This window comes from Streptomyces buecherae (genome assembly GCF_014295035.1).
In the GTDB taxonomy this organism is placed as follows: Bacteria; Actinomycetota; Actinomycetes; order Streptomycetales; family Streptomycetaceae; genus Streptomyces; species Streptomyces youssoufiensis.
In genome coordinates, this window is the sequence record NZ_CP060404.1 from 2,179,776 (window position 1) to 2,203,578 (window position 23,803).

Here is a 23,803-nt window from a genome sequence, read left to right on the forward strand (position 1 = left end):
ACGGGGCGCCGGCGGGGCCGCCGGGTGGTACCGGCTCGTGCGGCGGCTCCGGGGAATGGGGGCCGGAACGCGGCCGTCCGCGGTTACCCATGGCGCCGGCCCGAGGCCGGCGTCCCGCCGGGCTCCGGCACCTGGGCGAAGGCGTCGGGGCGGTGCAGGGAACGAACGCGGTTCAGCGGCCAGCCGATCCAGTCGGCCCGCCCGATGACCTTCTCCACGGGCACGAAGCCGCCTCCCGGCGCGCCGAGGCGGTCGCGGGAGTCGCGCGAGGCGCTGCGGTGGTCGCCCATCACCCACAGCTTGCCCGCGGGCACCACGACGTCGAAGGGCACGCGGGACGGGGCGTCTCCGGGGTACAGGTAGTCCTCGTCCACCGCCTGACCGTTCACCTTGATCCTCCCCCGCTTGTCGCAGCAGGTGACCCGGTCGCCTCCGACGCCCACCACGCGCTTGACGTAATCGGTCTCGGCGGGTTCGGCCAGGCCGACCGCCGAAGCCGCCGAGCGCAGCAGCGACGTCACGGGGTTCTCCGGTGGGTACTCCTCCGCGAAGGAGCCGGTGCCGTCGAAGACCACGACGTCGCCGCGCCGCGGCGTATCACCGAAACGGTACGCCAGCTTGTTCACCAGCACCCGGTCCCCGACCTTGAGGGTGTTCTCCATCGAGGCGCTGGGGATGAGGAAGGGCTGCACCACGAAGACGCTCAGCAGCAGGACACACGTCACGCACGCCGCGGCCAGCAACCCCGTCCGGCGCCAGGGACCGCCGCCGGTCAGCCACGGGAAACGCGAAGAGCGCGACCGCTGCTCCGGACCCGGTTCGGGGTCGGGAGAGCGGTCGCGCTCCGAGATCTGTGCGTCGGTGTCCATCGGGCCCAGAGCCTATCCGGCCATGCTGTGACCGCCCGGCACGCCCTCGGCTCAGTTGTCGCGCTTCTCCTTGATCTTCGCGGCCTTGCCACGGAGGTCACGGAGGTAGTACAGCTTCGCACGGCGGACATCACCGCGGGTCACGAGCTCGATCTTCTCGACGATCGGGGTGTGAACCGGGAAGGTGCGCTCGACGCCGACGCTGAAGCTGACCTTGCGGACGGTGAAGGTCTCCCGCACGCCGGAGCCCTGGCGGCGGATGACAACGCCCTTGAACTGCTGCACACGAGAGCGGTTGCCCTCGATGACGCGGACGTGGACGTTGACCGTGTCGCCGGGGCGGAAGGCCGGGACGTCGCTGCGCAGCGACGCGGCGTCGACGTTGTCGAGAAGGTGCATGACCGTCTGCTTTCTTCGCTGATGCCACAGGTCATCAACGGGATTTCGGAATGATCGATGAGTGTTGTCGATCCGCCGGGCGGGCGTCGTTCCCCCTGTGGCAGGGGCGCGCGCTAGGTGGACAACAGCGGCCTATTCTTCCACGGCCGCCCCCGGCGGCCCAAATCGGCCATCCGCCCGCTGCTGCCAGCCCAGGGCGGCCAGAATCGCGCGGTCGCCCTTGTCGAACGACGCGGGGTCGCACCGTTCGATGAGGTCGGGGCGGTTGCTCGCGGTGCGCCGGAACGCCTCGTCCCTGCGCCACCGGGCGATCTTCCCGTGGTGCCCGCTGACCAGCACGTCGGGGATGGTGCGGCCACGCCACTCCGGCGGCTTGGTGTAGACGGGGCCCTCCAACAGGTCGGCCATGGCCCCGGGGGCGAAGGAGTCGTCGCGGTGTGACTCGGCGTTGCCGAGCACGCCGGGCAGCAGCCGGGCGACCGCCTCGGTGATCACCAGGACCGCCGCCTCGCCTCCGGCGAGCACGTAGTCCCCGATGGAGACCTCGTACACGTCCAGCCGCTGCCCGTACTCGTCGATGACGCGACGGTCGATGCCTTCGTAGCGGGCCGGCGCGAAAACCAGCCACGGCCGCTCGGAGAGCTCCATCGCCAGCGCCTGGGTGAAGGGCCGCCCGCTGGGCGTCGGTACGACCAGGGCGGGGCCGGCCCCGCCCTGGTCCGTACCGGAGTCGAGTACGGCGTCGAGCGCCTCGCCCCACGGCTCGGGCTTCATCACCATGCCCGGGCCGCCGCCGTACGGGGTGTCGTCGACCGTGTTGTGCCGGTCGTGCGTCCACTCCCGCAGGTCGTGGACGCGCACGTCGAGCTGGCCACGGGCGCGCGCCTTGCCGACCAGCGACACGTTGAGCGGCTCCAGGTACTCCGGAAAGATCGTGATGACGTCGAGCCGCATCAGGCGTCGTCCCCGCCCCGTGCCACCTCGGCCGCCCCGTCGTCCAGCAGTCCCGGCGGCGGATCGATGATCGCCCGCTGCTCCGTCAGGTCGATCTCGGGAACGATCTCGGTGACGAACGGCACCATGACCTCGCCCCCGTCGGGACGCCGCACGATGAGCAGATCCTGGTAGGGCAGGTGGGAGATCTCCGCGATGCGCCCCACCAGGGCCCCGTCCACGGTCACCACGTCCAGGTCGATGAGCTGGTGGTCGTAGAACTCCTCGGGGTCCTCGGGAACGTCCTCGGGGTCCACCTCGGCGATCAGCAGGACGTTACGGAGCGCCTCGGCCCCGGTACGGTCGCTGACGCCGGCGAAGCGCAGCAGCAGGCGCCCACTGTGGACGCGGCCGGTCTCGATCGTCAGCGGCCCCGCCGAGGCGGGCTCCGTCGCCAGTACGGAGCCCGGTGCGAGCCGCAGTTCCGGCTCGTCGGTCCGTACCTCGACCGTGACCTCGCCCTTGATGCCGTGGGCGCGGCCGACGCGCGCGACTACCAACTGCACTGTGCGTTTCCTTCTCTGCCGCCGCGTGGGCCACGCGGGGTGGGTGAATCGAACGGAACGGAGGCGGGGCGGCGCCACGGGGCGCGTACGGGACGGGTCCCCGGCCGCACGCCCCGTGACACGGAGCGCCGGACAGGGCCGGCCGCACGGGGCACGGAGCGGACACACGGTGCGCGGGACACGGGGCGCCGGGCGGGGCTGGCCATACCTTCACCGTAGTGCCGAATGCGACACGGGCCGGGGACGACAGTTCAGCCGTCCCCGGCCCGTGCCGGTGCTCACTCGCTCTTCAGCGAACCTGGTCCACGTCGACGAGATCGACTCGGATACCTCGGCCGCCGATGGCACCCACGACCGTGCGCAGTGCCCGTGCGGTGCGGCCGTTGCGACCGATCACCTTGCCGAGGTCGTCGGGGTGTACCCGAACCTCCAGAACGCGCCCGCGGCGCAGGACGCGCGAGGCGACCTGCACGTCGTCAGGGTTGTCGACGATGCCCTTGACCAGGTGCTCGAGGGCTTCCTCGAGCATCCTCAGGCCTCGGTCGACTCGGTGGACTCAGCAGCCGGGGCCGCCTCGTCCGACTTCTTGTCGGCCTTCTTCGCCTTCGGGGTGATCGCCTCACCCTTCGGCTCGTCACCGGCGTCCTTGGCCGCGGCCTCGAACAGCGCGCTCTTGTCGGCCTTCGGCTCGGCGACCTTCATCGGCTCCGGAGCCGGCAGGCCCTTGAACTTCTGCCAGTCACCGGTGACCTTGAGGATGGCCGCGACCGGCTCGGTCGGCTGGGCGCCGACGCTCAGCCAGTACTGCACGCGCTCCGAGTCGACCTCGATGCGCGAGGGGTTCTGCACCGGGTGGTACAGGCCGATCTCCTCGATGGCCCGGCCGTCACGGCGGGTACGGGAGTCGGCGACGATGATGCGGTAGTGAGGCGCGCGGATCTTGCCCAGGCGCTTCAGCTTGATCTTGACTGCCACGGGAGTGGTGTCTCCTGGTCTTGACGTGGTTGAGCACTCGATGTGCCGCGTGGGGTTGCGGTACCCGAGTGCCCGATGGACGCGTCAGCCGGAGGAGAGAGGGGTCCTGTTCGACTGTCGAGTACAGCTCGCTATTCTGCCACACCGCGACCGGTCAGCCGACCGCGACCACCTCGGGGATACGGAAGGGCTTCCCGCATCCACCGCACATGATCGGCGCCTGGGCCAGGACCGATGGGACGACTCTCACGTTGCGCCCACAGTCACACACCGCCTTGACGCGCACGCCGCCGCCCGAGGACCCGTGCCGCGCGGCGGGGCCGCGGAAGCTACGCGTGGTGTCGGAGGCGGTCGCCACGGTGTGCGCCTTCAGGGCGCGCTGCAGCCGCTCGATGGTCGGGCGGTAGCGCTTTCTCGCTTCTGGGTTCAAGGTCACCAGCGAGAAGCCGCTGCTTGGATGCGGCTCCTCGGCGTGATCGAGGCCCAACTCCTCGGCGATCGCCAGGAATCGGCGGTTGTGGTAGCGACCGGCGCGCGACGTGTCACGGATACCGCGGGCTGCGGCGATCCCGTGCACGGCCTCGTGCAGCAGCCGTTCGAATGAGAGCTCGTGGCCACAGGCTGACGACGACTCTCCGATCAAGGATTCGGGCGCGGCGAGATCCGGCAGCTCGGGGTGGTGCCGTTGAATGTCGGCCCACGCCAGCGCCAGCTCCGCGGCGAGAACAGGTGGTGTCGTGCTCACGTCGTGACAACGAGCGGTGGCGGCTGGGTGTTCCGATTCCGGGCATCCCAAATAATTTGCACGTACCAGTCGGTTCACGCTGATGCCTCCTGACGAGGGCGGGTGCGCAGATCTGCGGAGGAGCGGCACGGCGCGCGTCAAGCTGGTACGTACCGGTGCGTACGCCCCAGCGTCCGGGCAGGAACCTCGCTTCAGGCGGGCGCCGCGCGCCCGCCCCGCGCGCCGGCGGCGCTCCGTGTACCGCCCCGCACCGCGCGCCGTGCACCATGGCCGGCACGGCTCCGCGTGCCGCCCCGTCGCTCCGGGCCATGACGTCGTCCAGCCGCGCCGTGCGTGCGGCACGGCTGGAACCCGGACGTCGAATCCGCGTCGGACGGTCACCCCTCGCCGAGGGGCCCGCCTCAGTACGAGCGGGCGACGATGGCGACCGTACCGGGAGCGTCGTCCGCGTCCGGCACCGAACCATCCTCGGCGATCAAACACCGTACGGACACAGCCTGTTCAGCCAGTTTGGCCTCGCCCTCGGGGCCGAGCTTCGCCCATGGGATGCGCGCCCAGCCGCCCGCCGTCGCGGCCTGCGCGGCCTCGTCGAGCGTGGCCACCTCCGTCGTACGGCTCTCCCGACGCTCACGGGACTGCTGGAGCAGCAGTGCCTGGTCCTCTTCGAGGATCGCCGGCAGGGTCTCGGGCAGGGTCTCCGCGCGGACCGGCTCCTTGCCCCCGGGGATGCGCCGGGCGAGCATGGCGGTGCCGTTCTCCAGGTCGCGCGGGCCGATCTCGATCCGCACCGGTACGCCCTTGAGCTCCCAGTCCACGGCGCGACGGCCGAACGGGACGTCCACCCGGTCGTCGACCTGCACGCGGATGCCGGCGGCCTTCAGCTTGTCGCCCAGGGCCCGCACGGCGGCGACGGACTCCTCGCCCTTGATCGCCAACACCACGGCCTGCACGGGCGCGAGCCGCGGCGGCACCCGCAGGCCGCTGTCATCGCCGTGCGACATGATCAGTCCGCCGACCATCCGGGTCGAGACGCCCCACGAGGTCTGCCACACCAGCTCCCGGCCGCCGTCGGCCGAGAGGTACTGGGTGTTAAACGCCTTGGCGAAGTTCTGGCCGAGCTCGTGACTGGTGCCGAGTTGCAACGCCTTGCCGTCGCCCATCATGCCCTCGAGGGTGAGGGTGTTGATCGCGCCCGCGAACCGTTCCTTCGCGGTCTTGCGCCCGAGCACGACGTCGATGCCCAGGACATTCACCATGAAGTCGGCGTACACCTCGCGGTGGATGCGCGCGGCGTACTCCCGCGCGTCTTCGTACGTGGCGTGCGCCGTGTGCCCCTCCTGCCAGAGGAACTCGGAGGTGCGCAGGAACACGCGCGGGCGCATCTCCCAGCGCACCACGTTGGCCCACTGGTTGATGAGCAGCGGCAGGTCCCGGTAGCTCTGCACCCACTTCGAGAAGTACTCGTTGATGATCGTCTCGGACGTGGGGCGCACCACGACCGGCTCTTCCAGCTCCTTGCCGCCACCGTGCGTGACGACCGCCAGCTCCGGCGCGAAGCCCTCGACGTGCTCGGCCTCGCGGGTCAGGTACGACTGCGGGATGAACAGGGGGAAGTACGCGTTGGCGGCGCCCGCCTCCTTGATCCGGTCGTCCAGCTCCCGCTGCATCCGCTCCCAGAGCCCGTACCCGTACGGTCGGATGACCATGGTGCCGCGCACCGGGCCGTTGTCGGCCAGTTCGGCCTTGTTGATCAGATCCTGGTACCAGCGCGGGAAATCGTCCGCCTGGGGCGTGAGTACGGGAGCCTTTGCCATGGCGCAGATCGTACGGGGCAAGCCCCGCAGAACGTGAATCGCGCCCCTGGTCCCTCATCACGCCGCCCCGTGTGCGGCGCCCTGCGGGGTGCGCGCGGGGTGGGCGGGTGTCAGGGGCAGCGCCGCGCCGAGCACGGGGCACGGGGCGGCGTCCGTAGCGGGGTACGGGGCACGGGGCACGGGGCACGGGGCACGGGGCACGGGGCACGGGGCACGGGGCACGGGGCACGGGGCACGCGAGTCTGCCGCGTGCGCGCGGGCCGTGGGGGCAGCGGGCCGCGAGGGGGCGGGTAGCGGGTGCGGCGCGCGCCGGATACGGCAGCGCCGTGGCCTCGTACTGGTACGGGGCCACGGCGCGAGCGGCGGAGCCGCGTAACAGCCGTTACTGCTGCGGCGGGAGCATGTCGCGGAACTCCTTGGGCAGCTCGAACGAACTCGCGTCCTTGCCCGCGCCCGGCAGCCCGAACGCGTCGCCCTGCTGGGCGCCCGGGCCCGCGGCGCGGCGCTCCGCCGCGGCCTGCTCCTCGGCCTTGCGCTTCATGGGGTTACCGCTGCGCTGCTTGCCCTTGGCCTTCTTCTGGGGCTTGCCCTTCTTGCGCGAGCCACCCCCCATGCCAGGCATCCCAGGCATGCCGGGCATTCCCGGCATGCCGCCACCCTGGGCCATCTTCGACATCATCTTGCGCGCCTCGAAGAAGCGCTCGACGAGGTTCTTGACCGCACTGACGTCGACACCGGAGCCGCGTGCGATACGGGCACGGCGCGAGCCGTTGATGATCGTCGGCTCCTGCCGTTCGGCCGGGGTCATCGACTTGATGATCGCGGCGGTACGGTCGACGTCCTTCTCGTCCAGGTTGTTGATCTGGTCCTTGATCTGCCCCATGCCCGGCAACATGCCGAGCAGCTTCGAGATGGAGCCCATCTTGCGGACCTGCTCCATCTGCGCCAGGAAGTCGTCGAGCGTGAACTCCTTGGGGCCCTTCGCCAGCTTGGCCGCCATCTTCTCGGCCTCGGCCTGGCTGAAGGTCTGCTCGGCCTTCTCGATCAGGCTCAGCATGTCGCCCATGCCGAGGATGCGCGAGGCCATGCGGTCCGGGTGGAAGGCGTCGAAGTCGTCGAGCTTCTCGCCGTTCGACGCGAACATGATCTGCCGGCCGGTGACGTGCGCGATGGACAGCGCGGCACCACCGCGGGCGTCACCGTCAAGCTTGGAGAGCACGACGCCGTCGAACCCGACGCCGTCCCGGAACGCCTCCGCGGTGTTCACCGCGTCCTGGCCGATCATCGCGTCGACGACGAACAGCACCTCGTCCGGCCGCACGGCGTCGCGGATGTCCGCGGCCTGCCGCATCAGTTCCTGGTCGATACCGAGGCGTCCCGCCGTGTCGACGATCACCACGTCGTACTGCTTGGACTTGGCGAAGGCGATGGAGTCCTCGGCGACCCGGACCGGGTCACCCACACCGTTGCCCGGCTCGGGCGCGTAGATCGCGACCCCGGCGCGCTCGGCGACGACCGAGAGCTGGTTGACGGCGTTGGGGCGCTGGAGGTCACAGGCCACGAGCAGCGGCGTGTGCCCCTGCGTGCGCAGCCACCGGCCGAGCTTGCCGGCGAGGGTGGTCTTACCGGCGCCCTGGAGGCCGGCCAGCATGATGACGGTGGGCGGGGTCTTGGCGAACCGCAGGCGGCGGGTCTCGCCGCCGAGGATGCCGACCAGCTCCTCATTAACGATCTTGATGACCTGCTGGGCGGGGTTCAGCGCCTGGGAGACCTCGGCACCGAGCGCGCGCTCCTTGACCTGCTTGATGAACGCCCGGACCACGGGCAGGGCGACGTCCGCCTCGAGGAGGGCGATACGGATCTCGCGCGCCGTGGCGTCGATGTCCGCCTCGGACAGGCGCCCCTTGCCCCGGAGGTTCTTGAACGTCGCTGCGAGGCGGTCGGAGAGGGTATCGAACACGGCGGTCGCGAGTCCTTCTTGTCGAAGTCGATTCGGCGGTTGACCCCCAAGGGTATCCGCCCGGTCCGGCCTGGTCTGCCCCGCTGCCCGTGGCCCCCCTTCCGACGCCGGTGAGGGCGGTGTACCGAGCCCCGCGCACGGTGCCCGGGCCGACTGGCCATGCGACTGCGCCAGGACGCGTCGGCGACGTTGTCCAGGTGGGTCGCCGTGCCCACAGTGCCTCATCCGCCGCGCGAACGTCGACCCGCACTGGGTGGGGTACTGCGCCCACCGCACCACGCGGCCCAACCCACCCCCCGTCACCACCCAGCACCACGGCTCCGTGCCCCGTGCCCCGTGCCTCCGGTGAGGATCACCGCACCGCGCGCCGTAGCCGCGACGAAGCCGCCGCTCCGTGCTCCGTGCTCCGTGCTCCGTGCTCCGTGCTCCGTGCTCCGTGCTCCGTGCTCCGTGCTCCGTGCTCCGTGCTCCGTGCTCCGTGCTCCGTGCTCCGTGCTCCGTGCTCCGTGCTCCGTGCTCCGTGCTCCGTGCTCCGTGCTCCGTGCTCCGGCCGGATGGTGCCGCGGGCGGCCGGAGCGTCGGGTGGCCGCCACTTCCGGGCCGGGCTCAGGACAAGGCGCGTTCGAGCGCTCGCGCCAGCGCCACGGTCCGCTTCTCTGGGAGCGGGGTTCCGGCGGGGTCGGTGACGTAGAAGGCGTCCACTGCGTGGGCGCCCAGCGTGCTGATGTGCGCACTGCGCACGACGACTCCCGCGTCCTCCAGCGCGCGACCAATGCGGTGCAGCAGGCCGGGCGCGTCCTGGGCGCGCACTTCGAGCACCGTGGCGTACTGCGAGCCGCCGGGCGCGACGGTGACGCGCGGCGGAGGCGCGGGGGCGCCGCGGCGGGGCGGATGCGCCTGCTCGCGCTCCGTGAGCCTGTCGGCGACGTCCAGCGAGCCGTTCAGGGCGCGGCTCAGGTCGTGACGTAGCCGAGTGGCCTGGGGCAGGGCCCCGTAGGCGGCGGCGACGCGCCAGGTCAGCAGCAACACGTCGGGCGACCGCGGCTTCGCGCCCGGCTCAGCATCGCCTTCCGCTCCGGCGCGCTCGTGACGGTCGGGGCGGTGCGGGTTCGCGGCCGTTGTCGTGGGGGGTGGCCGGTGCACCGTTGGCGTCGCCTTGGTAGGGGACGCGGGTGCCGGGCCCCGCCCATCCGCCATCAGTCGGTCTCCCCACGCTGGCGGGCTGTCGGCAAGGGCGGCGGGGAGCGTCACGGTGCGCAGGTCGGCGGAGCGCACCGTCAGGCCGTGGAGGGCGAGCACGCCGGCAGCCGTGGCCAGTGTTCCGGGCCGGTCGGGTGCGGCCATGAGGAGTTCGACGCCCACGGGCTCCTGCTGCGCGGCCGGCGTCTCCGCCACGGGCACGGGGCCGGCAGCGGCGACACCCGCTCCGGTCGCGACGCGGCGCCCCGTGGCCGTCGCGTACGGCTCCGTACGGGGGTGCAGGACGAGCGCCGGTTCGCCGGTACGCCACGCTTCGGTCGCGAGTCGCTCCTGCTCGGCGGTGGGCGCCTGGGTTGCGGCGTGCGCCACCGGGGACTCGCCCCTGAGTTGGGCGGCGACGCGCCTGGCCAGCTCGGCCACCAGCGACGCCCGCCAGGCGCTCCATGCGGCGGGCCCCGTGGCGAGGGCGTCGGCCTCCGTGAGCGCGTGCAGCAGTTCCAGGGTGCTCGGGCTGCGGACGGCCCGCGCGACGAGCCGTACGGTGGCGGGGTCGTCGAGGTCGCGGCGAGTGGCCGTGTCGACGAGCAGCAGATGGTGGCGTACGAGGGTGGCCAGGACGGCGGCGTCGGGCGCGTCGAGGCCGATACGCGTGGCCATGTCGTGGGCGATGGTCTCCCCCGCCACGGAGTGGTCGCCGGGCCAGCCCTTGCCGATGTCGTGCAGGAGCGCTGCGAGCAGGAGCAGGTCCGGGCGGCCGACACGGCGGCACAGCGCGCTGGCGCGGGCCGCGGTCTCGATCAGGTGGCGGTCGACCGTCCAACGGTGCACGGGGTTGCGTTGCGGGCGGCACCGTACCCGCTCCCAGTCGGGCAGCAACCGGCTGATCAGCCCCTCGGTCTCCAGCGCCTCCCACACCGGCACCAGGGCGTCGCCCGCACCGAGCAGAGTGATCAACTGTTCGTGCGCCGCTGAGGGCCACGGCGTGGGGAGCGGCGCGGCGTCAGCCAGCCGGCGCACCGTGTGCACGGACAGGCACAATCCCGCCTGGGCCGCTGCCGCTGCGGCCCGTAGGGGCAGCACGGGGTCACGATCGGGGCGGGCGGCGCGGGCCAGTACGGCTTCGCCCTCGTACTCGACCACGCCCTCGGCGAGCGGGGTGCGCGCACCGTCGACCGAGCGGGCTCCCCATCCCGCCGTGTGCGCTCCGTGCCCCGTCGCTCCGTGCCCCGTCCCGGCATGTTCCGTGCCGGCGTGGCCCGTCCCGGCGTGCTCCGTGCCGGCGTGCTCCGTGCCGGCGCCACGGAGCGGCCCACGCCGTCCCGGGCGCGGCCTGCCGAACCGCAGCACGCGGTGGACCTCGCGCCAGGTGGCGTCGGCGGCGTACGAGATCGTCCGCGCCGCCTCGTACACCTCACGCAGGAGTGTGTCGGCGTCCAACAGCCCGAGGTGCGCGGCTACTTCGTCCTGGTCCTGCAGCGCCAGTCGCTCGGTGGCCCGACCGGTGACGAGGTGCAGCGCGTCTCGTACGTCGAGCAGTCGGCTGTGCGCCCGTTCGAGTCCTGCGCGGGGCGCGTCCGCGAGCCAGGACGCGGCGACGGCTCGAAGGGCCGTGACGTCGCGTAGACCGCCGCGGGCCTCCTTGAGGTTCGGCTCCAGCAGGAACCGCAGCTCGCCGTGGCGCAGCGCCCGCTCCTGGCACAACTCATGGAGTTCCGGCAGCCGTGGCCGCGCGCTGGCGCGCCAGTCGGCGAGGCTGGCGGAGCGGAGCCGCGCCGTCAGCTCCGCATCGCCCGCGAGGTGTCGTGCGTCGAGCAGGCCGAGGTGGGCCTTGAGGTCGCCCGCTGCCGCCTCGCGCGCCTCAGCGACCGTACGCACCGAGTGGTCGAGGGCGAGGCTCAGGTCCCAGATCGGGTACCAGATCTGGTCGGCGAGGGTGGCGAGGGTCGCCGCGTCGGCGGAGCCGTCGTGCAACAGCAGCACGTCCAGGTCGCTGCGCGGGGAGAGTTCGCCGCGTCCGTAGCCTCCGACCGCGACGAGCGACACGCCGCGCACGGCCACCGTCGGCCAGCCGTACGGCGGTGCGGACAGAGGCGAGGCCGCACGGGCTCTGGCGGTCTCGGGAGGCGTGGCGGCGGGGCCCCGGCGTCGGGGTTGCTCGGCGACGGAGATGTCGACCCCCGCGCCCCGTGCACCGTGCCCCGTGGGTGGCCTGGTCCGCCCCGTGCCTCCCGCTCCGTGCTCCGTAGCGTGCCGGCCTCCCTGCCCGCCGACGTCGTGCCGTTCCGCTCCGTGCCCCCGGGAGGCGCTGCCGGCCTCGTGTCCCGCTCCTCGCGCGTCGTCGTCCGTGTCCGGGGCGGCGCCGGCCCCGAAAGGCGCGCGGGACTGCGGGTCACGGCCGCCCGGTTCGTCCGGCGCGAGGGGGTGCTCGGCCCCGGGCTCCGGTGGGCCCGGCCGCCGCGTGCTCCAGGCGCCGTGCTCCGTGTCCCACGGCCCCGTGCCCCGTGCCCCGTTCATCTCGGCGCTCCGTGCCCCGTACGGAGCGCCGGACCGACCCGGGGCCCACGCTCCGTTCGCCTGGACGCTCCGCGACCCGTACGGAGCGCCGGGCCGACCCGGGGTACACGCTCCGTGCGCCTGCGCCCCGTTCGGCCCCGTCTCCGTCTGCCCCGTGCCGCGTTCCTCGCGCTCCGTGCCCCGTGCCCCGTGCTCCGTCCGCCGCTGCCCAGGGCGGTCACCGGCCCCACCTTCGCCGAGTCCCGCTGCCTGCGTGGCCCGAGCGAGCAGGGAGGCCAACCAGCCGTCCGTGAGGTCGGCCAGCCTCGCTCGGCGCGGCTGGCCTGGCGGGCCCTGCTCCTGGAGGAGGTGGAGTCGGGCCGCCGCATAGCCGTGGTGGCCGGAGTCGGCTGGCGCCGTCCGCCCCGTGACCTGTTGCGTGATGTCGTCGGTCAACTCGGGCTCCGTTTCGTGCGACGGGAGGCGGGGCGGCACTCCCCGAGCAGCCAGTTGCCGGCCGCTGCCGGGTAGTTGGCGAGCCTGTGTGCTGAGGCGGCGGCCTGGTGTCCGCCTGGCGCCGCTCGCGAAGGCCCCAACCCCGGGGGCGGCGCCCCGTGTGCGCGGGGACTACAGGGCGTCCGGGCCGCGTTCGCCGGTGCGTACGCGGACCACCGTCTCCACGGGGACGCTCCACACCTTGCCGTCGCCGATCTTTCCGGTACGGGCGGCCTGCACGATGACGTCGATCAGCTCGACCGCCTCCGCGTCCCCCACCAGGACCTCGACGCGCACCTTCGGCACCAGGTCCACGGTGTACTCGGCGCCCCGGTAGACCTCGGTGTGTCCGCGCTGGCGCCCGTACCCGCTGGCCTCCGTCACCGTCAGGCCCTGGACGCCGAACGCCTGGAGCGCTTCCTTGATCTCGTCCAGCCGGTGTGGCTTGACGACGGCCGTGATGAGCTTCATGCGTCCACCTTCGCGTTCCCCGACTGCCGCACCGTGGCGACGTCGGGCTGGTTTCTGTCGGGGCCCGCGGGTCCCGTGGCGCGGCCGGTGCTCACGGCTCCGACGGAGCCGAGGTCGTAGGCCGTCTCCGCGTGGAACGCCTGGTCGACGCCGCCGACTTCGTCGTCCTCGGCGGCTCGGAAGCCGAGGAGGGCGTCCACCAGCTTGGCCAGCAGCCACGAGGCGACGAAGGAGAACCCGAGCACGGCGAACGCGCCCGTCGCCTGCTTGCCCAACTGCCCGAGCCCGCCGACGCCGTCGTTGGCCAGCACCCCGACCAGGAGCGTGCCGACGAGCCCGCCCGCGAGGTGCACTCCGACAACGTCGAGCGAGTCGTCGATGCCCAGCTTGTACTTGAGGCTCACCGCCCAGGAACAGACGGCGCCCGCTACGACGCCGATGAGCAGCGCGCCCATCGCGTTCACGTGCGCACCCGCGGGGGTGATGGCCACCAGCCCGGCAACGGCGCCGGAGGCGGCGCCCAGCGTGGTGAACGCACCGTGCCGGGCCCGCTCGTACGCCAGCCAGCCGAGCATCGCGGCGCCGGTGGCGGCCTGCGTGTTCAGGGCCATGGTGGCGGCGGTGCCGTTCGCGGCGAGCGCGGAGCCCGCGTTGAAGCCGAACCAGCCGAACCACAACAGCGCCACGCCCAGCATGACCAGGGGCAGGCTGTGCGGGCGCATGGGGTCCCGCCTGAACCCGATCCGCTTGCCGACGACGAGCACCGCCGCGAGCGCCCCGATGCCGGCGTTGATGTGCACGGCCGTGCCGCCGGCGAAGTCGATGACCTCCAGCCGGAACAGCCAACCGTCCGCCTGCCACACCCAGTGCGCGACCGGGAAGTAGACGAGGCTCACCCACAGGGTGACGAACAGGGCCCAGGCGCTGAACTTCACCCGATCGGCCAACGCGCCGCTCATCAACGCGGGCGTCAGCGCCGCGAACATGAGCTGGAACAGGGCGAAGGCGAAGACGGGAATGCCCTCGTCGCCGCCCGTGAGCGTACTGGCGTCCACGCCCCTGAGGCCGACGTGGTCGAGGTTGCCGAGCAGCCCCGCCCCCACGTCGTCACCGAAGGCCAGCGAGTAGCCGTACAGCACCCACAGCACGCTCACGATGCCCAGCGAGATGAACGACATCATGAGCATGTTGAGGGCGCTCTTGACTCGCACCATGCCGCCGTAGAAGAAGGCGAGGCCGGGTGTCATCACCATCACGAGTGCGGCACTGATCAGGACGAATGCGGTATCTGCGCCGTTCAATGTCGACGTCTCCTCGTCGCGGCTGCCCCTGCGGGCAAGGCGGATTCGAGCGGGACCGGCTGAGCGGCCCGATGTAGCCACGAGGTTGGCGCAGCGCCGTTTCGGCCAGGGCCGCACGGTGTTTCGCCGGGGTGACGAAGGGCGCGGCGGTGTTACGCACGAATGAACTCCAGGAGCCGACGCCGTCAGCCGGCCAGGCCCGCCCCGTGCCCCGTGCCCCGTGCCACGTGCCCCGTGCCCCGTGCCCCGTGCCCCGTGCCCCGTGCCCCGTGCCCCGTGCCCCGTGCCCCGTGCCCCGTGCCCCGTGCCCCCGACGAGGATCACCGCACCGCACGCCGTAGCCGCGACGAAGCCGCCGCTCCGTGCTCCGTGCTCCGTGCTCCGTGCTCCGTGCTCCGTGCTCCGTGCTCCGTGCTCCGTGCTCCGTGCTCCGTGCTCCGGCGGGATGGTGCCGCGGGCGGCCCGTGCGTGGCGAAGCGGTACGACGCGTGGGGGCAGCACGGACCCGTACGGCCGCGCCATGGGCCCAGCCCGAATCTCGGGAACCACCCGTTCGCGAAAGGTGCCTCATGAGACCGACCGCGGTGCCACCTCGCTGACTGGCATAGGGGAGCCGAGTCGGTCGTGCGAGGGGGCCACCGCGGTCGGATTCCGGGGGCGGACCGCGTCAGACTGCCGCTTGTGCGGCCTCCATCGGGTCCGGCAGGAGGCGGGTGAGTTCGTCGGCGAGGCAGGCGACCTCGGCGAGGTGTCCGTACTCCCGTACAGCGTTGTCGACCGTCTTGCGCAAGCGGTTGTTGACCCGCTCGGAACGCACCTTCTGGGCCGCGTGTAAGGCGCGGTCGGCGAGCACGGTGCACTGCTCCGGCTCGCGCTGGAGCAGGTGGACGGTGGCCATGCCGATCAGGTTGAGCGCGTAGGAGCGCTGGTAGCCGGGGGTGCCCTGGCTGACTTCCCGGCCGAACAGTTCGACGGCCCTGAGCATCAGGGGCTGCGCCAGGTGCGCGTACGTGGGGCTGCGACCGGCGACGTACGCGAGGTCGCGGTAGGAGTGCGCGTTCTCCGCGTACAGCTCGGCCTCGGAGAAGAAGCGAATCCAGTCCGGGTCGGCATCGCCGGGGCCGCAGTCGGCGAAGGTGTCCTCCGCCATCTTCACAGCGCGGTGGCACTTGTTGGGCAGGCCCATGTTCGCGTACGCGCGCGCCTCCAGCGAGTGCAACATCGCCTGCACCCGCGCCGTGGCCGACTCCCGCCCCCCGTACTGCGCGAGATGGATCAGCTCCAGGGCGTCCTCCGGGCGCCCCAGGTGGATCATCTGACGGCTCATGCTGGACAGCACGTACGCCCCGAGCGCGCGGTCGCCGGACTCCCGGGCGGCGTGGAGCGCGAGGACGAAGTACTTCTGGGCGGTGGGTTGCAGTCCGATGTCGTAGCTCATCCAGCCCGCCAGCTCCGCGAGTTCCGCGGCGGCTCCGAACAGGCGCCTGGCGATGGGGGTCGACTGCGGCTCCTGCATCAGGTCGGTGACCTCGTGCAGCTGTCCCACGACCGCCTTACGGCGCAGTCCGCCGCCGCACTGGGCGTCCCACTGGCGGAACATCCGCGTGGTGGACTCCAGCATGTCCAACTCCGGCTCCGACAGTCGCACGCGGTGCGTCCGGTCCGGCCGCGACCCTCCGCTGGGCACCGCGCCCGTCGCGCCCATGGGGGCGGGCACCAGCCACCGTTGCATGGGCTCCACGAGCGCCGGCCCGGCCGCGAGGGTGAGCGACGTACCGAGGAACCCGCGCCGGGCCAGCATCAGGTCGCTGCGCGAGAACTCGCTGATCAGCGCGACCGTTTGGGGCCCCGTCCAGGGCAGGTCGACGCCGGAGACGGAGGGGGCCTGGTGGTGCACCCTCAGCCCCAGGTCCTCCACGCTCACCACGCACCCGAAGCGCTCGGAGAGCAGTTCGGACAGGATGCGCGGGATCGGTTCGCGCGGTTGCTCGCCGTCGAGCCAGCGGCGCACCCGCGAGGTGTCGGTGCTGATGTGGTGTGCGCCGATGTGGCGCGCCCTGCGGTTCACCTGTCGGGCGAGTTCGCCCTTTGACCAGCCACTGCGGAGAAACCACGAGCCCAGTTGCTCGTTGGGTCGCTTCTCAGCGCTTCCGCAGTTGCCGCCCACTGGAACGCCCCCACTTCGAGAGTCACGTCATCGTTCGCTCAGCCGCGACCGCACCATCGTCGCCGGGCCTTCGCCATCCGCGCCAGCCCTCGGCGTTCGCCTTCGCTCAGCGCCCTCCGTATCACACTCCGCTCCGAGCCATCGGCGCAGGGGGCGGCGTAAGGGGCGGGCATGATCACGGTCGAGCCGGTCGCGTGACCGCGCGGCTTCCGCCAACACGGCCGCCTACCAGCGAACTTGACGCGTCACGACATGCGGTCGACTCAACCAGGTGACAAGCGTGGTTCCGGCTTGCATGTACCGACGGTAATCCTACGATCACTGCTCCAGCGAGGCGCTTCCGGGAAACGCCACCATTCGCCACCCCTTCGAATGAACTCCCCTGTCGCCCACCACGATTCACTTGTCACAGGTCGCCCTCACAAGGCGCAGTGGTGCGCCACAGGGCGTGCGTTTGACAACACACCACCCAGTACGCGGCAGCACGCCGCCTCGCCATCGGCAGCCACCGAGGGTTTCGGCGGAACTCCAACTCGTAACCATCAAGAGCGCAACCCGTTGGAGGGAGCATGGGCTTCACGATCGGCGGCATCCGAGACATCCGGTCGGCCTCACGGCGCCGCGGCCGTACGAGCGAAAGCACGATGGTGGCGGAGTACACCGGGCTGTGGGGGTGGGACGTGAGGCCCGGAGCCCGAGCCGTGCGGGGTGCCGGCGGGGTGCGTGAGTGCTCGTGCGGGGCGATCGACTGCGCCGCCCCCGGAGCCCATCCACTGGCCGGAACGCAACTGGTCCCGGCGGGCTCCACGCTCGACGAGGCCGCGGCGATCTGGTCGGGTACGCCGGGAGCCGCGATGCTCCTCCCCGTCGGTCGCGCCTTCGACGTTCTCGAGGTGGGTGAGGCGGCGGGGCGCCACGCGCTGGTACGGCTGGAGCGGATGGGCTTACCGCTCGGCCCAGTGGCCGTCACGCCCGAAGGACACGCGCAGTTCTTCGTCGCCCCCGGAGCCGCGGCCGAACTCCCGCACCTGCTCTACCGCATGGGCTGGGACGACGCCGACCTCGGCCTGCGCTGCCTCGGCCACGGCGAGCACGTCACGGCCCCGCCATCCGACCGCGGCGGCCTCGGCCCGGTCCGCTGGCTGCGCCCACCCACCCTGGACACCGCCGACAGCCCACCGCATGCGCGCCTGCTCCTCGGCACCCTGGCCTACGTCTGCCACCGCTCAGGAACCTGAGCCGAAGGCCCGCACCGTACGTCGACGCGTCGCGCGCCGGGCGCGCCGCCCCACCCCGCCACGGCCCCGCCGCGCTGCGGCCCCGTGCCCCGGCTCCGTACGACTCGTCGCCGCCGCTCCTCAACCAGCGGGCAGTCCGCACTCACCCAACATCGGCGCGCGGCACGCGCCTCGGAGCGCGCGGCGGGCGCCAGCGAAGTAGGCGGGCGCTCCCACGCGCGCTCCGTGGCGCACGCCCGCCTGACCCACGACAGTTCTCCTGGCCCCGGCTCGCTCCAGCGCGGCTGCCCCTGACCCAGCCGCGCACCCCTCTCCTGACGCGGCGCCGTCCCGCGACCCGCGGCGCCCCCACGAGACGCCGAGTCAGCCGGGAGCGCCGGCAGCCAGCCCTGCGGGCGGCCCCGGCATGCGCGCCCCACTCCCACGGACCTCAGGCACGGGGCCCGGAGCACGGAGCCCCACCCACGGAGGACGGAGCACGGGGCACGGGGCACGGGGCACGGGGCGGCAGAGCGTGACGCACGGAGCACGGGGCGGCGAGGCGCGAAACGACACCCACGCGCGAGGGCCGCCCCGCGAGATGCGGGGCGGCCCTGGGTGGTTGTCGCCTCGGTCGTGGTCGTGCGTTCCTCGTCGCGGGCTCAGTCGCCGATCAGCGCGTCCACGAACGCCTCCGGCTCGAAGGGGGCCAGGTCGTCCGCGCCCTCGCCCAGGCCCACGAGCTTGACCGGGACGCCGAGTTCGCGCTGCACCGCGACGACGATGCCGCCCTTGGCCGTGCCGTCGAGCTTGGTCAGCACGATGCCGGTGATGTCCACGACCTCCGCGAACACCCGGGCCTGGATGAGCCCGTTCTGGCCGGTGGTGGCGTCGAGGACGAGGAGCACCTCGTCGACCGCGCCGTGCTTCTCCACCACGCGCTTGACCTTGCCCAGCTCGTCCATCAGGCCGGTCTTGGTGTGCAGCCGGCCGGCGGTGTCGATGAGCACGACGTCGGCGCCTTCGGCCACGCCCTCCTTCACCGCGTCGAAGGCGACGGACGCGGGGTCGCCGCCCTCCGGGCCGCGCACGGTGCGGGCGCCGACCCGTTCGCCCCAGGTCTGGAGCTGGTCGGCGGCGGCGGCGCGGAAGGTGTCGGCGGCACCGAGCACCACGGACCTGCCGTCGGCGACGAGCACCCGGGCGAGCTTGCCGGTGGTGGTGGTCTTGCCGGTGCCGTTCACGCCGACGACGAGCACCACGCCGGGCTTCTCCTGACCGTCGGCGGTCACGCCGCTCTCGGTGTGCACGGTGCGGTCGCTGTCGGTGCCCACGAGCTGTAGCAGCTCGGTACGGAGCAGGGCGCGCAGTTCGTCGGGGGTGCGGGTGCCGAGCACCTTGACGCGCTCGCGCAGTCGCTCCACCAGTTCCTGGGTGGGCGCCACGCCGACGTCCGCGGTCAGCAGGGTGTCCTCGATCTCCTCCCACGTGTCCTCGTCGAGGTGTTCGCGGGAGAGCAGGGTCAGCAGCCCCTTGCCGAGGCTGTTCTGCGAGCGCGAGAGGCGGGCTCGCAGGCGTACCAGACGGCCCGCGCTGGGCTCCGGTACCTCGATCTCGGGTGCGGGTGGCGCCGCCGGCGCTTCGGGCTCCGTCGCGGTGGCCCCCGGCAGGTCCACCTCCTCGATGGTGCGACGGGGCTCTTCGCGTGGGGTCTCGGCTTCCTCGCCGACGTGTGGCTCGGCGGGCGGCGCGGTGACGGACGGGCTGCTCGGCGGGGCCGGGGGCAGCCGCTTCTTCTTGCGGCTGCTGACGACGAGCCCGCTGATCGCGACGAGCGCGACCACAGCGATGACTACAGCAAGGATGACGATTTCCATAACGACCCCAGTATCGGCCACGCGTCCTGAATCACGGCGCCATCAGTTGGTGGCGAGGACCAAAGCCACTTAGGTCTCAAAGTTGGAGCAAAGTACGATGGTATGGGACGATGCAACGCGCGTAGAGTCCCCCGCGTCCCTTCCGGCGGCCCGTCACCGCCGCCGCTTGCACGCACGGAGCCCCCAGCCATGGACCAGACGTCCACCGCGTTCACCACCCCCCACGCCACGACGGCCGACTCCGCCACGACCACGGCCGCGAGGGCCGTCGAGACCCGCGGCATCGAACCCGTCCCCGCCCACGAGCGCCACGGCCGGGTGCGCGAGCTGTTCCCCACCTGGGTGGCCGCCAACATCAGCGTGCTGTTGCTCACGATGGGCGCCGGGCTGGTGGTCTTCAACCGGCTCAGCCTCTGGCAGGTGCTGCTGGTAGCCGGGTGCGCCGCCACCGTCTCTTTCGGGATGGTGGGCGTGTTGTCGGTGTCGGGCAAGTGGGGTGGCGCTCCGGGCGCCATGCTCTCGCGCGCGACGTTCGGCGTTCGGGGCAACTACTTCCCCGGCGCCGTGCTGTGGGTGGCCCGCTTCGGCTGGGAGACGATCAACGCCGTTACGGGCGCGTACGCCCTGCTGACCATCCTTGACCTGTTGTTCGGCGTCCGACAGAACAACCTGCTGGTCGTCGTCACGCTGGTCGGCTTCGTGGCCACCACGTTCCTGGTGAGCGGCATGGGCCGGGCCGTGCTGAACGTGTGCAACCGGTGGTCGACCTACGTCTTCGGCGCCTTCAGCGTCCTCGTCCTCGGCTATCTGGTCGTCGACACCGACTGGGGCTCCGTCTTCGACCGCCCGACCGGCAGCACCGCCATGGTGATCGCGGGCATCGGCACCATCGCGGCGGGCGGCATCAGTTGGGTGCCGACGGGGCCGGACTTCACGCGCTACCTGCCGCACGCGGCGTCCGGCCGGAAGATCGTCGGCGCCACGGTCTCCGGCGCGGCCCTGGTGTTCGTGCCCATGGTCCTCATGGGCGCCGTCATGGCCGTCGCCACGCCGGATCTCGCCTCCGCCGCCGACCCGGTGTCCTTCCTCGGCGACGTGCTGCCCACCTGGCTCGCGGTGCCGTACCTGATCACCGCGCTGGTCGGGATGCTGCTGATCAACAGCCTGTCGATGTACTCGGCCGGCTTCACCGCGCAGACCATGGGCGTCAAGCTGCCGCGCGCCCTCGCGGTCTCCGTCAACGCGGTCATCAGCCTGGTCGGCGGCCTGTTGCTGATGCTGGTCGCCAAGAGCTTCTACGGCTCGTTCATCACCTTCCTCACCCTCCTCGCCGTCTCCTTCTCGGCCTGGATCGGCGTGTACGCGGTGGACATGTTTCGCCGCCGCGCGCTGGCGGTGCGCTACGACGCGCGGGGGCTGATGGACACCGGTCGCAGCAGTCGGTACTGGTACGTGGGCGGCTTCTGCTGGCAGGCCATGGTCGCCTGGGGGCTGGCCCTGACGGCCGGATTGTGCTTCACCAAGGTCGACTGGTTCACCGGCCCGCTGGCGACGAGCTGGATCGGCCGTAACGGCCTGGGATGGGCCGCCACGATCCTGATCGCCGCGGCGAGCTTCGCGCTGCTTCCGCGCCCCCGCGAGGGCGCCGGCGCCGCCCCCCACGGGGCCACGGGCGATGGCCAGAAGTTGAACCCCGTCGGCTGATCCGCGCCCTACCACCTGGCCGCACCGCCGGGCTACCGTCCCCTTCGCCGTCCTCGGACCGTCCACGGCGAAGGGGATTCCCATGTCCGCTGCCCTGCCCACCGGCCCGCCGACGGCGCCCAGCACAGCCGTACGGTTCAACCTCGTGGACCCGACGGCCACCCCCGAGTCCCTCTCCCGGCGCTACCGCGCGGCCATCGACATGGCCGCCTTCGCCGACGACCGCGGCATCGGCACCATCCAGACCGAGGAGCACCACGGCGCGGTCAACGGGTGGCTGCCCTCCCCGCTCACCTTCGCCGGCACCGTCTTCGGCGCCACCCGGCAGATCTCGGTCACCGTCGCCGCGCTGCTGGCCCCGTTGTACGACCCGCTGCGGCTCGCCGAGGACATCGCCGTGCTCGACCTGCTGAGCGGCGGCAGGCTGGTCACGGTCGCGGGGCTCGGTTCGCGGCGCGCGGAGTACGGGGCGCACGGCAAGGACTGGCGCTGGCGCGGCAAGCTCCAGGACGAGGCGCTGGAGACGCTGCTCGCGGCCTGGACGGGCGAGCCGTTCGGCTACCGGGGCCGCACCGTTCGGGTCACCCCGCGCCCGTACACGCAGCCGCATCCGCCGCTGTACGTCGGGGGCGGCTCCCGGCCGGCGGCGCGGCGCGCGGCGCGGCTCGGGCTGCCGATGTTCCTGAACGCGCACCTGCCGCGGCTGGCGGCGTACTACCGGGCGCGGTGCGCGGAGTACGGCACGGCGGGGCGCTGCGTGATGCCGGCGCCCCGTACGCCGGTGCTGCACCTATCCGAGGACCCGGACCGTACCTGGGCGACGTACGGACAGCACCTGTTGCACGAGGCGCGGGTGCACGCCTCGTGGCAGGCGCCCCCCGCGCGCTCCGGGGCGCATCCTCCGGTGAGCGACGTGGACGCGCTACGCCGGCAGGGGCGCTACCGGGTCGTGACGCCGGACGAGTGCGTGGAACTGGCGGGGGGCCTCGGCGACGGCGGGCGGCTGGTCCTGCATCCGCTGTGTGGCGGCATCCCGGTGGAGGAGGGGTGGAGTTCCCTGCACCTGTTCGCGAGCGCCGTTCTGCCCAAGATCGGCGCCGCCCCGGCTCCGTGACGGTGCCGGGGCGGCGGCTTCGGCCCGCGCGCCGGGGCTGTCGCCCGCGGCGCCGGGGCCACGGGGCGGTCAGCCCATCTCCTCCAGCGACTTGCCCTTGGTCTCCGGCACCCATTTGAGGATGAACGGGATCGAGAGCACGGCGAAGATCGTGTACATCACGTAGGCGCCGGAGAGGTTCCAGTCCGACAGCGTCGGGAAGCTGACGGTGATCGCCCAGTTGGCCACCCACTGGGCGGAGGCGGCGACGCCGAGCGCCGCGGCGCGAATCCGGTTGGGGAACATCTCGCCGAGCAGCACCCAGACCACCACGCCCCAGGACAGGGCGAAGAAGAGCACGAAGGAGTGCGCGGCGACGAGCGCGACGGTGCCCTGGGTGTCGGGCATCCTGATGTCCTCGCCGGTACCGGTCTTGGCCGAGAACGCCCAGGCGGCGACGGCGAGGGAGACGGCCATGCCGGCCGATCCGATGAGCGCCAGCGGCTTGCGGCCGATCCGGTCGACGAGGCTCATCGCGATGACGGTGCCGATGATGTTGATGATCGACGTGGTGAAGCTGTAGAAGAACGAGCTGCTCGGGTCGATGCCCACGGACTGCCACAGCGACGACGAGTAGTAGAAGATCACGTTGATGCCGACGAGCTGCTGGAAGACCGAGAGGCCGATGCCGATCCACACGATCGGCAGCAGTCCGGCCCGGCCGCCCAGCAGGTCCCGGAAGGTGGACCGGTGCTCGCGGCGCATGGCCTCCTGGATCTCGTCGATGCGCAGGTCGATGTCGACGTCCTTGCCCTCGACCTCGGCGAGCACCGCACGGGCCTGGTCGTACCGGCCCACGGAGATCAGGAACCGGGGCGATTCGGGGATGACCAGCGAGAGCAGGCCGTAGAGCACGGCGGGCACGACCATGACGCCGAGCATCCACTGCCATGCCTCAAGGCCCGCGACGGTGCCGCGCTGGTCGCCGCCCGCGAGGTGGAGGATGCCCCAGTTGACGAGCTGCGAGACGGCGATGCCGACGACGATCGCCGCCTGCTGGAAGGAGGCCAACCGGCCCCGGTAGGCGGGCGGTGAGACCTCGGCGATGTAGGCGGGGCCGATCACCGAGGCCATGCCGATGGCGACGCCGCCCAGGACGCGCCACATGGCCAGGTCCCACAGCGCGAACGGCACGGCGGAGCCGATCGCGCTGATCGTGAACAGTACGGCGGCGATCTGCATGCAGCGGATGCGGCCGATCCGGTCGGCGATGCGGCCGGCCGTCGTCGCGCCGATGGCGCAGCCGATGAGGGCCGCCGCGATCACCTGCGCCAGGGCTTCCGAGCCGATGTCGAACCGGCCGCGGATCGCTTCGACCGCACCGTTGATGACCGAGCTGTCGTAGCCGAAGAGGAAGCCGCCCATGGCGGCTGCCGCGGTGATGAAGATGACGTGGCCGAGGTGCTCGGGCATGGCCTTACGGCCTTCCGGCGCCGGCGGCTGCGCGGTGCTGGTCAACGTGTA

At 72.2% G+C, this 23,803-nt stretch carries 19 protein-coding genes; 4 read left to right on the top strand and 15 right to left on the bottom strand.

Going from position 1 to position 23,803, the window contains the following annotated elements; genetic code table 11:
- Nucleotides 1-83: 83 nt before the first annotated feature.
- The 10 genes from lepB to H7H31_RS07970 form a co-directional block, all read right to left on the bottom strand.
- Nucleotides 84-869, bottom strand: coding sequence for a signal peptidase I (gene lepB / locus H7H31_RS07925; protein WP_187060659.1), 786 nt, complete (start codon nt 867-869; stop codon nt 84-86).
- Nucleotides 870-920: 51 nt separating this feature from the next.
- Entirely contained in the window at nt 921-1,268 is a 348-nt protein-coding gene (gene rplS, locus H7H31_RS07930) for a 50S ribosomal protein L19 (protein WP_176164359.1), read from the bottom strand.
- A 132-nt stretch (nt 1,269-1,400) separates the two neighbouring features.
- Nucleotides 1,401-2,222 (bottom strand): tRNA (guanosine(37)-N1)-methyltransferase TrmD, encoded by an 822-nt coding sequence (trmD, locus tag H7H31_RS07935; protein WP_187060660.1) that lies wholly within the window; start codon nt 2,220-2,222, stop codon nt 1,401-1,403.
- Entirely contained in the window at nt 2,222-2,767 is a 546-nt protein-coding gene (rimM, locus tag H7H31_RS07940) for a ribosome maturation factor RimM (RefSeq protein WP_187060661.1), read from the bottom strand. The genes trmD and rimM overlap by 1 nt, the downstream gene beginning before the upstream one ends.
- A gap of 289 nt (nt 2,768-3,056) precedes the next feature.
- A complete protein-coding gene (locus H7H31_RS07945; RefSeq protein WP_176164356.1) occupies nt 3,057-3,296 on the bottom strand; it encodes an RNA-binding protein in 240 nt (79 codons plus the stop codon).
- Nucleotides 3,297-3,298: 2 nt separating this feature from the next.
- Nucleotides 3,299-3,742, bottom strand: a complete 444-nt coding sequence (gene rpsP, locus H7H31_RS07950; protein WP_176164355.1) for a 30S ribosomal protein S16 — start codon at nt 3,740-3,742, stop codon at nt 3,299-3,301.
- 154 nt (nt 3,743-3,896) lie between these two features.
- Nucleotides 3,897-4,487 (bottom strand): hypothetical protein, encoded by a 591-nt coding sequence (locus H7H31_RS07955; protein WP_176164354.1) that lies wholly within the window; start codon nt 4,485-4,487, stop codon nt 3,897-3,899.
- Between the two features lie 401 nt (nt 4,488-4,888).
- Complete coding sequence (proS, locus tag H7H31_RS07960; RefSeq protein ID WP_187060662.1) at nt 4,889-6,301, bottom strand: proline--tRNA ligase; 1,413 nt, start codon at nt 6,299-6,301, stop codon at nt 4,889-4,891.
- A gap of 382 nt (nt 6,302-6,683) precedes the next feature.
- Nucleotides 6,684-8,261: a signal recognition particle protein gene (gene ffh / locus H7H31_RS07965; protein WP_187060987.1), complete on the bottom strand. Its 1,578-nt coding sequence runs from the start codon at nt 8,259-8,261 to the stop codon at nt 6,684-6,686.
- A 606-nt stretch (nt 8,262-8,867) separates the two neighbouring features.
- Nucleotides 8,868-11,975 carry a [protein-PII] uridylyltransferase gene (locus H7H31_RS07970; protein ID WP_197995953.1) on the bottom strand — a complete coding sequence of 1,036 codons (3,108 nt, stop codon included), beginning with the start codon at nt 11,973-11,975 and terminating at the stop codon, nt 8,868-8,870.
- A 189-nt stretch (nt 11,976-12,164) separates the two neighbouring features.
- Between H7H31_RS07970 and H7H31_RS07975 the strand changes: the two genes are divergently transcribed.
- The gene (locus H7H31_RS07975) at nt 12,165-12,485 is read left to right on the top strand and encodes a hypothetical protein (protein WP_187060988.1); all 321 of its coding nucleotides are present in this window, start codon (nt 12,165-12,167) and stop codon (nt 12,483-12,485) included.
- Nucleotides 12,486-12,581: 96 nt separating this feature from the next.
- Here H7H31_RS07975 and H7H31_RS07980 read toward each other — a convergent pair whose 3' ends face one another.
- The 3 genes from H7H31_RS07980 to nsdA all read right to left on the bottom strand — a co-directional run bounded on the left by H7H31_RS07980 (nt 12,582) and on the right by nsdA (nt 16,388).
- Nucleotides 12,582-12,920 carry a P-II family nitrogen regulator gene (locus H7H31_RS07980; RefSeq protein ID WP_187060989.1) on the bottom strand — a complete coding sequence of 113 codons (339 nt, stop codon included), beginning with the start codon at nt 12,918-12,920 and terminating at the stop codon, nt 12,582-12,584.
- Complete coding sequence (locus H7H31_RS07985) at nt 12,917-14,221, bottom strand: ammonium transporter (protein ID WP_187060990.1); 1,305 nt, start codon at nt 14,219-14,221, stop codon at nt 12,917-12,919. Before H7H31_RS07985 ends, H7H31_RS07980 begins: the two co-directional genes overlap by 4 nt.
- 667 nt (nt 14,222-14,888) lie before the next feature.
- Nucleotides 14,889-16,388, bottom strand: a complete 1,500-nt coding sequence (nsdA, locus tag H7H31_RS07990; protein WP_187063293.1) for a transcriptional repressor NsdA — start codon at nt 16,386-16,388, stop codon at nt 14,889-14,891.
- A gap of 569 nt (nt 16,389-16,957) precedes the next feature.
- Here nsdA and H7H31_RS07995 point away from each other — a divergent pair.
- Nucleotides 16,958-17,626, top strand: a complete 669-nt coding sequence (locus tag H7H31_RS07995) for a bifunctional DNA primase/polymerase (RefSeq protein WP_187063294.1) — start codon at nt 16,958-16,960, stop codon at nt 17,624-17,626.
- Between the two features lie 641 nt (nt 17,627-18,267).
- Here H7H31_RS07995 and ftsY read toward each other — a convergent pair.
- Nucleotides 18,268-19,482 (bottom strand): signal recognition particle-docking protein FtsY, encoded by a 1,215-nt coding sequence (ftsY, locus tag H7H31_RS08000; protein ID WP_187063295.1) that lies wholly within the window; start codon nt 19,480-19,482, stop codon nt 18,268-18,270.
- Between the two features lie 189 nt (nt 19,483-19,671).
- Here ftsY and H7H31_RS08005 point away from each other — a divergent pair, with 189 nt between their 5' ends.
- A complete protein-coding gene (locus H7H31_RS08005; RefSeq protein ID WP_187063296.1) occupies nt 19,672-21,186 on the top strand; it encodes a purine-cytosine permease family protein in 1,515 nt (504 codons plus the stop codon).
- 82 nt (nt 21,187-21,268) lie between these two features.
- Entirely contained in the window at nt 21,269-22,300 is a 1,032-nt protein-coding gene (locus H7H31_RS08010) for an LLM class flavin-dependent oxidoreductase (RefSeq protein ID WP_187063297.1), read from the top strand.
- 69 nt (nt 22,301-22,369) lie between these two features.
- Here H7H31_RS08010 and H7H31_RS08015 read toward each other — a convergent pair whose 3' ends face one another.
- The gene (locus H7H31_RS08015; RefSeq protein ID WP_187063298.1) at nt 22,370-23,797 is read right to left on the bottom strand and encodes a sugar porter family MFS transporter; all 1,428 of its coding nucleotides are present in this window, start codon (nt 23,795-23,797) and stop codon (nt 22,370-22,372) included.
- Nucleotides 23,798-23,803 lie beyond the last annotated feature (6 nt).

Bases quoted from the DNA above. Each gene is read 5' to 3' on its own strand.
- H7H31_RS07995 (WP_187063294.1), top strand. From the start codon at position 16,958: ATGGGCTTCACGATCGGCGGCATCCGAGACATCCGGTCGGCCTCACGG.
- H7H31_RS08005 (WP_187063296.1), top strand. From the start codon at position 19,672: ATGGACCAGACGTCCACCGCGTTCACCACCCCCCACGCCACGACGGCC.
- trmD (WP_187060660.1), bottom strand. From the start codon at position 2,222: ATGCGGCTCGACGTCATCACGATCTTTCCGGAGTACCTGGAGCCGCTC.
- H7H31_RS07970 (WP_197995953.1), bottom strand. From the start codon at position 11,975: ATGAACGGGGCACGGGGCACGGGGCCGTGGGACACGGAGCACGGCGCC.
- H7H31_RS07980 (WP_187060989.1), bottom strand. From the start codon at position 12,920: ATGAAGCTCATCACGGCCGTCGTCAAGCCACACCGGCTGGACGAGATC.
- H7H31_RS08010 (WP_187063297.1), top strand. From the start codon at position 21,269: ATGTCCGCTGCCCTGCCCACCGGCCCGCCGACGGCGCCCAGCACAGCC.
- lepB (WP_187060659.1), bottom strand. From the start codon at position 869: ATGGACACCGACGCACAGATCTCGGAGCGCGACCGCTCTCCCGACCCC.
- H7H31_RS07945 (WP_176164356.1), bottom strand. From the start codon at position 3,296: ATGCTCGAGGAAGCCCTCGAGCACCTGGTCAAGGGCATCGTCGACAAC.
- ftsY (WP_187063295.1), bottom strand. From the start codon at position 19,482: ATGGAAATCGTCATCCTTGCTGTAGTCATCGCTGTGGTCGCGCTCGTC.
- proS (WP_187060662.1), bottom strand. From the start codon at position 6,301: ATGGCAAAGGCTCCCGTACTCACGCCCCAGGCGGACGATTTCCCGCGC.
- rplS (WP_176164359.1), bottom strand. From the start codon at position 1,268: ATGCACCTTCTCGACAACGTCGACGCCGCGTCGCTGCGCAGCGACGTC.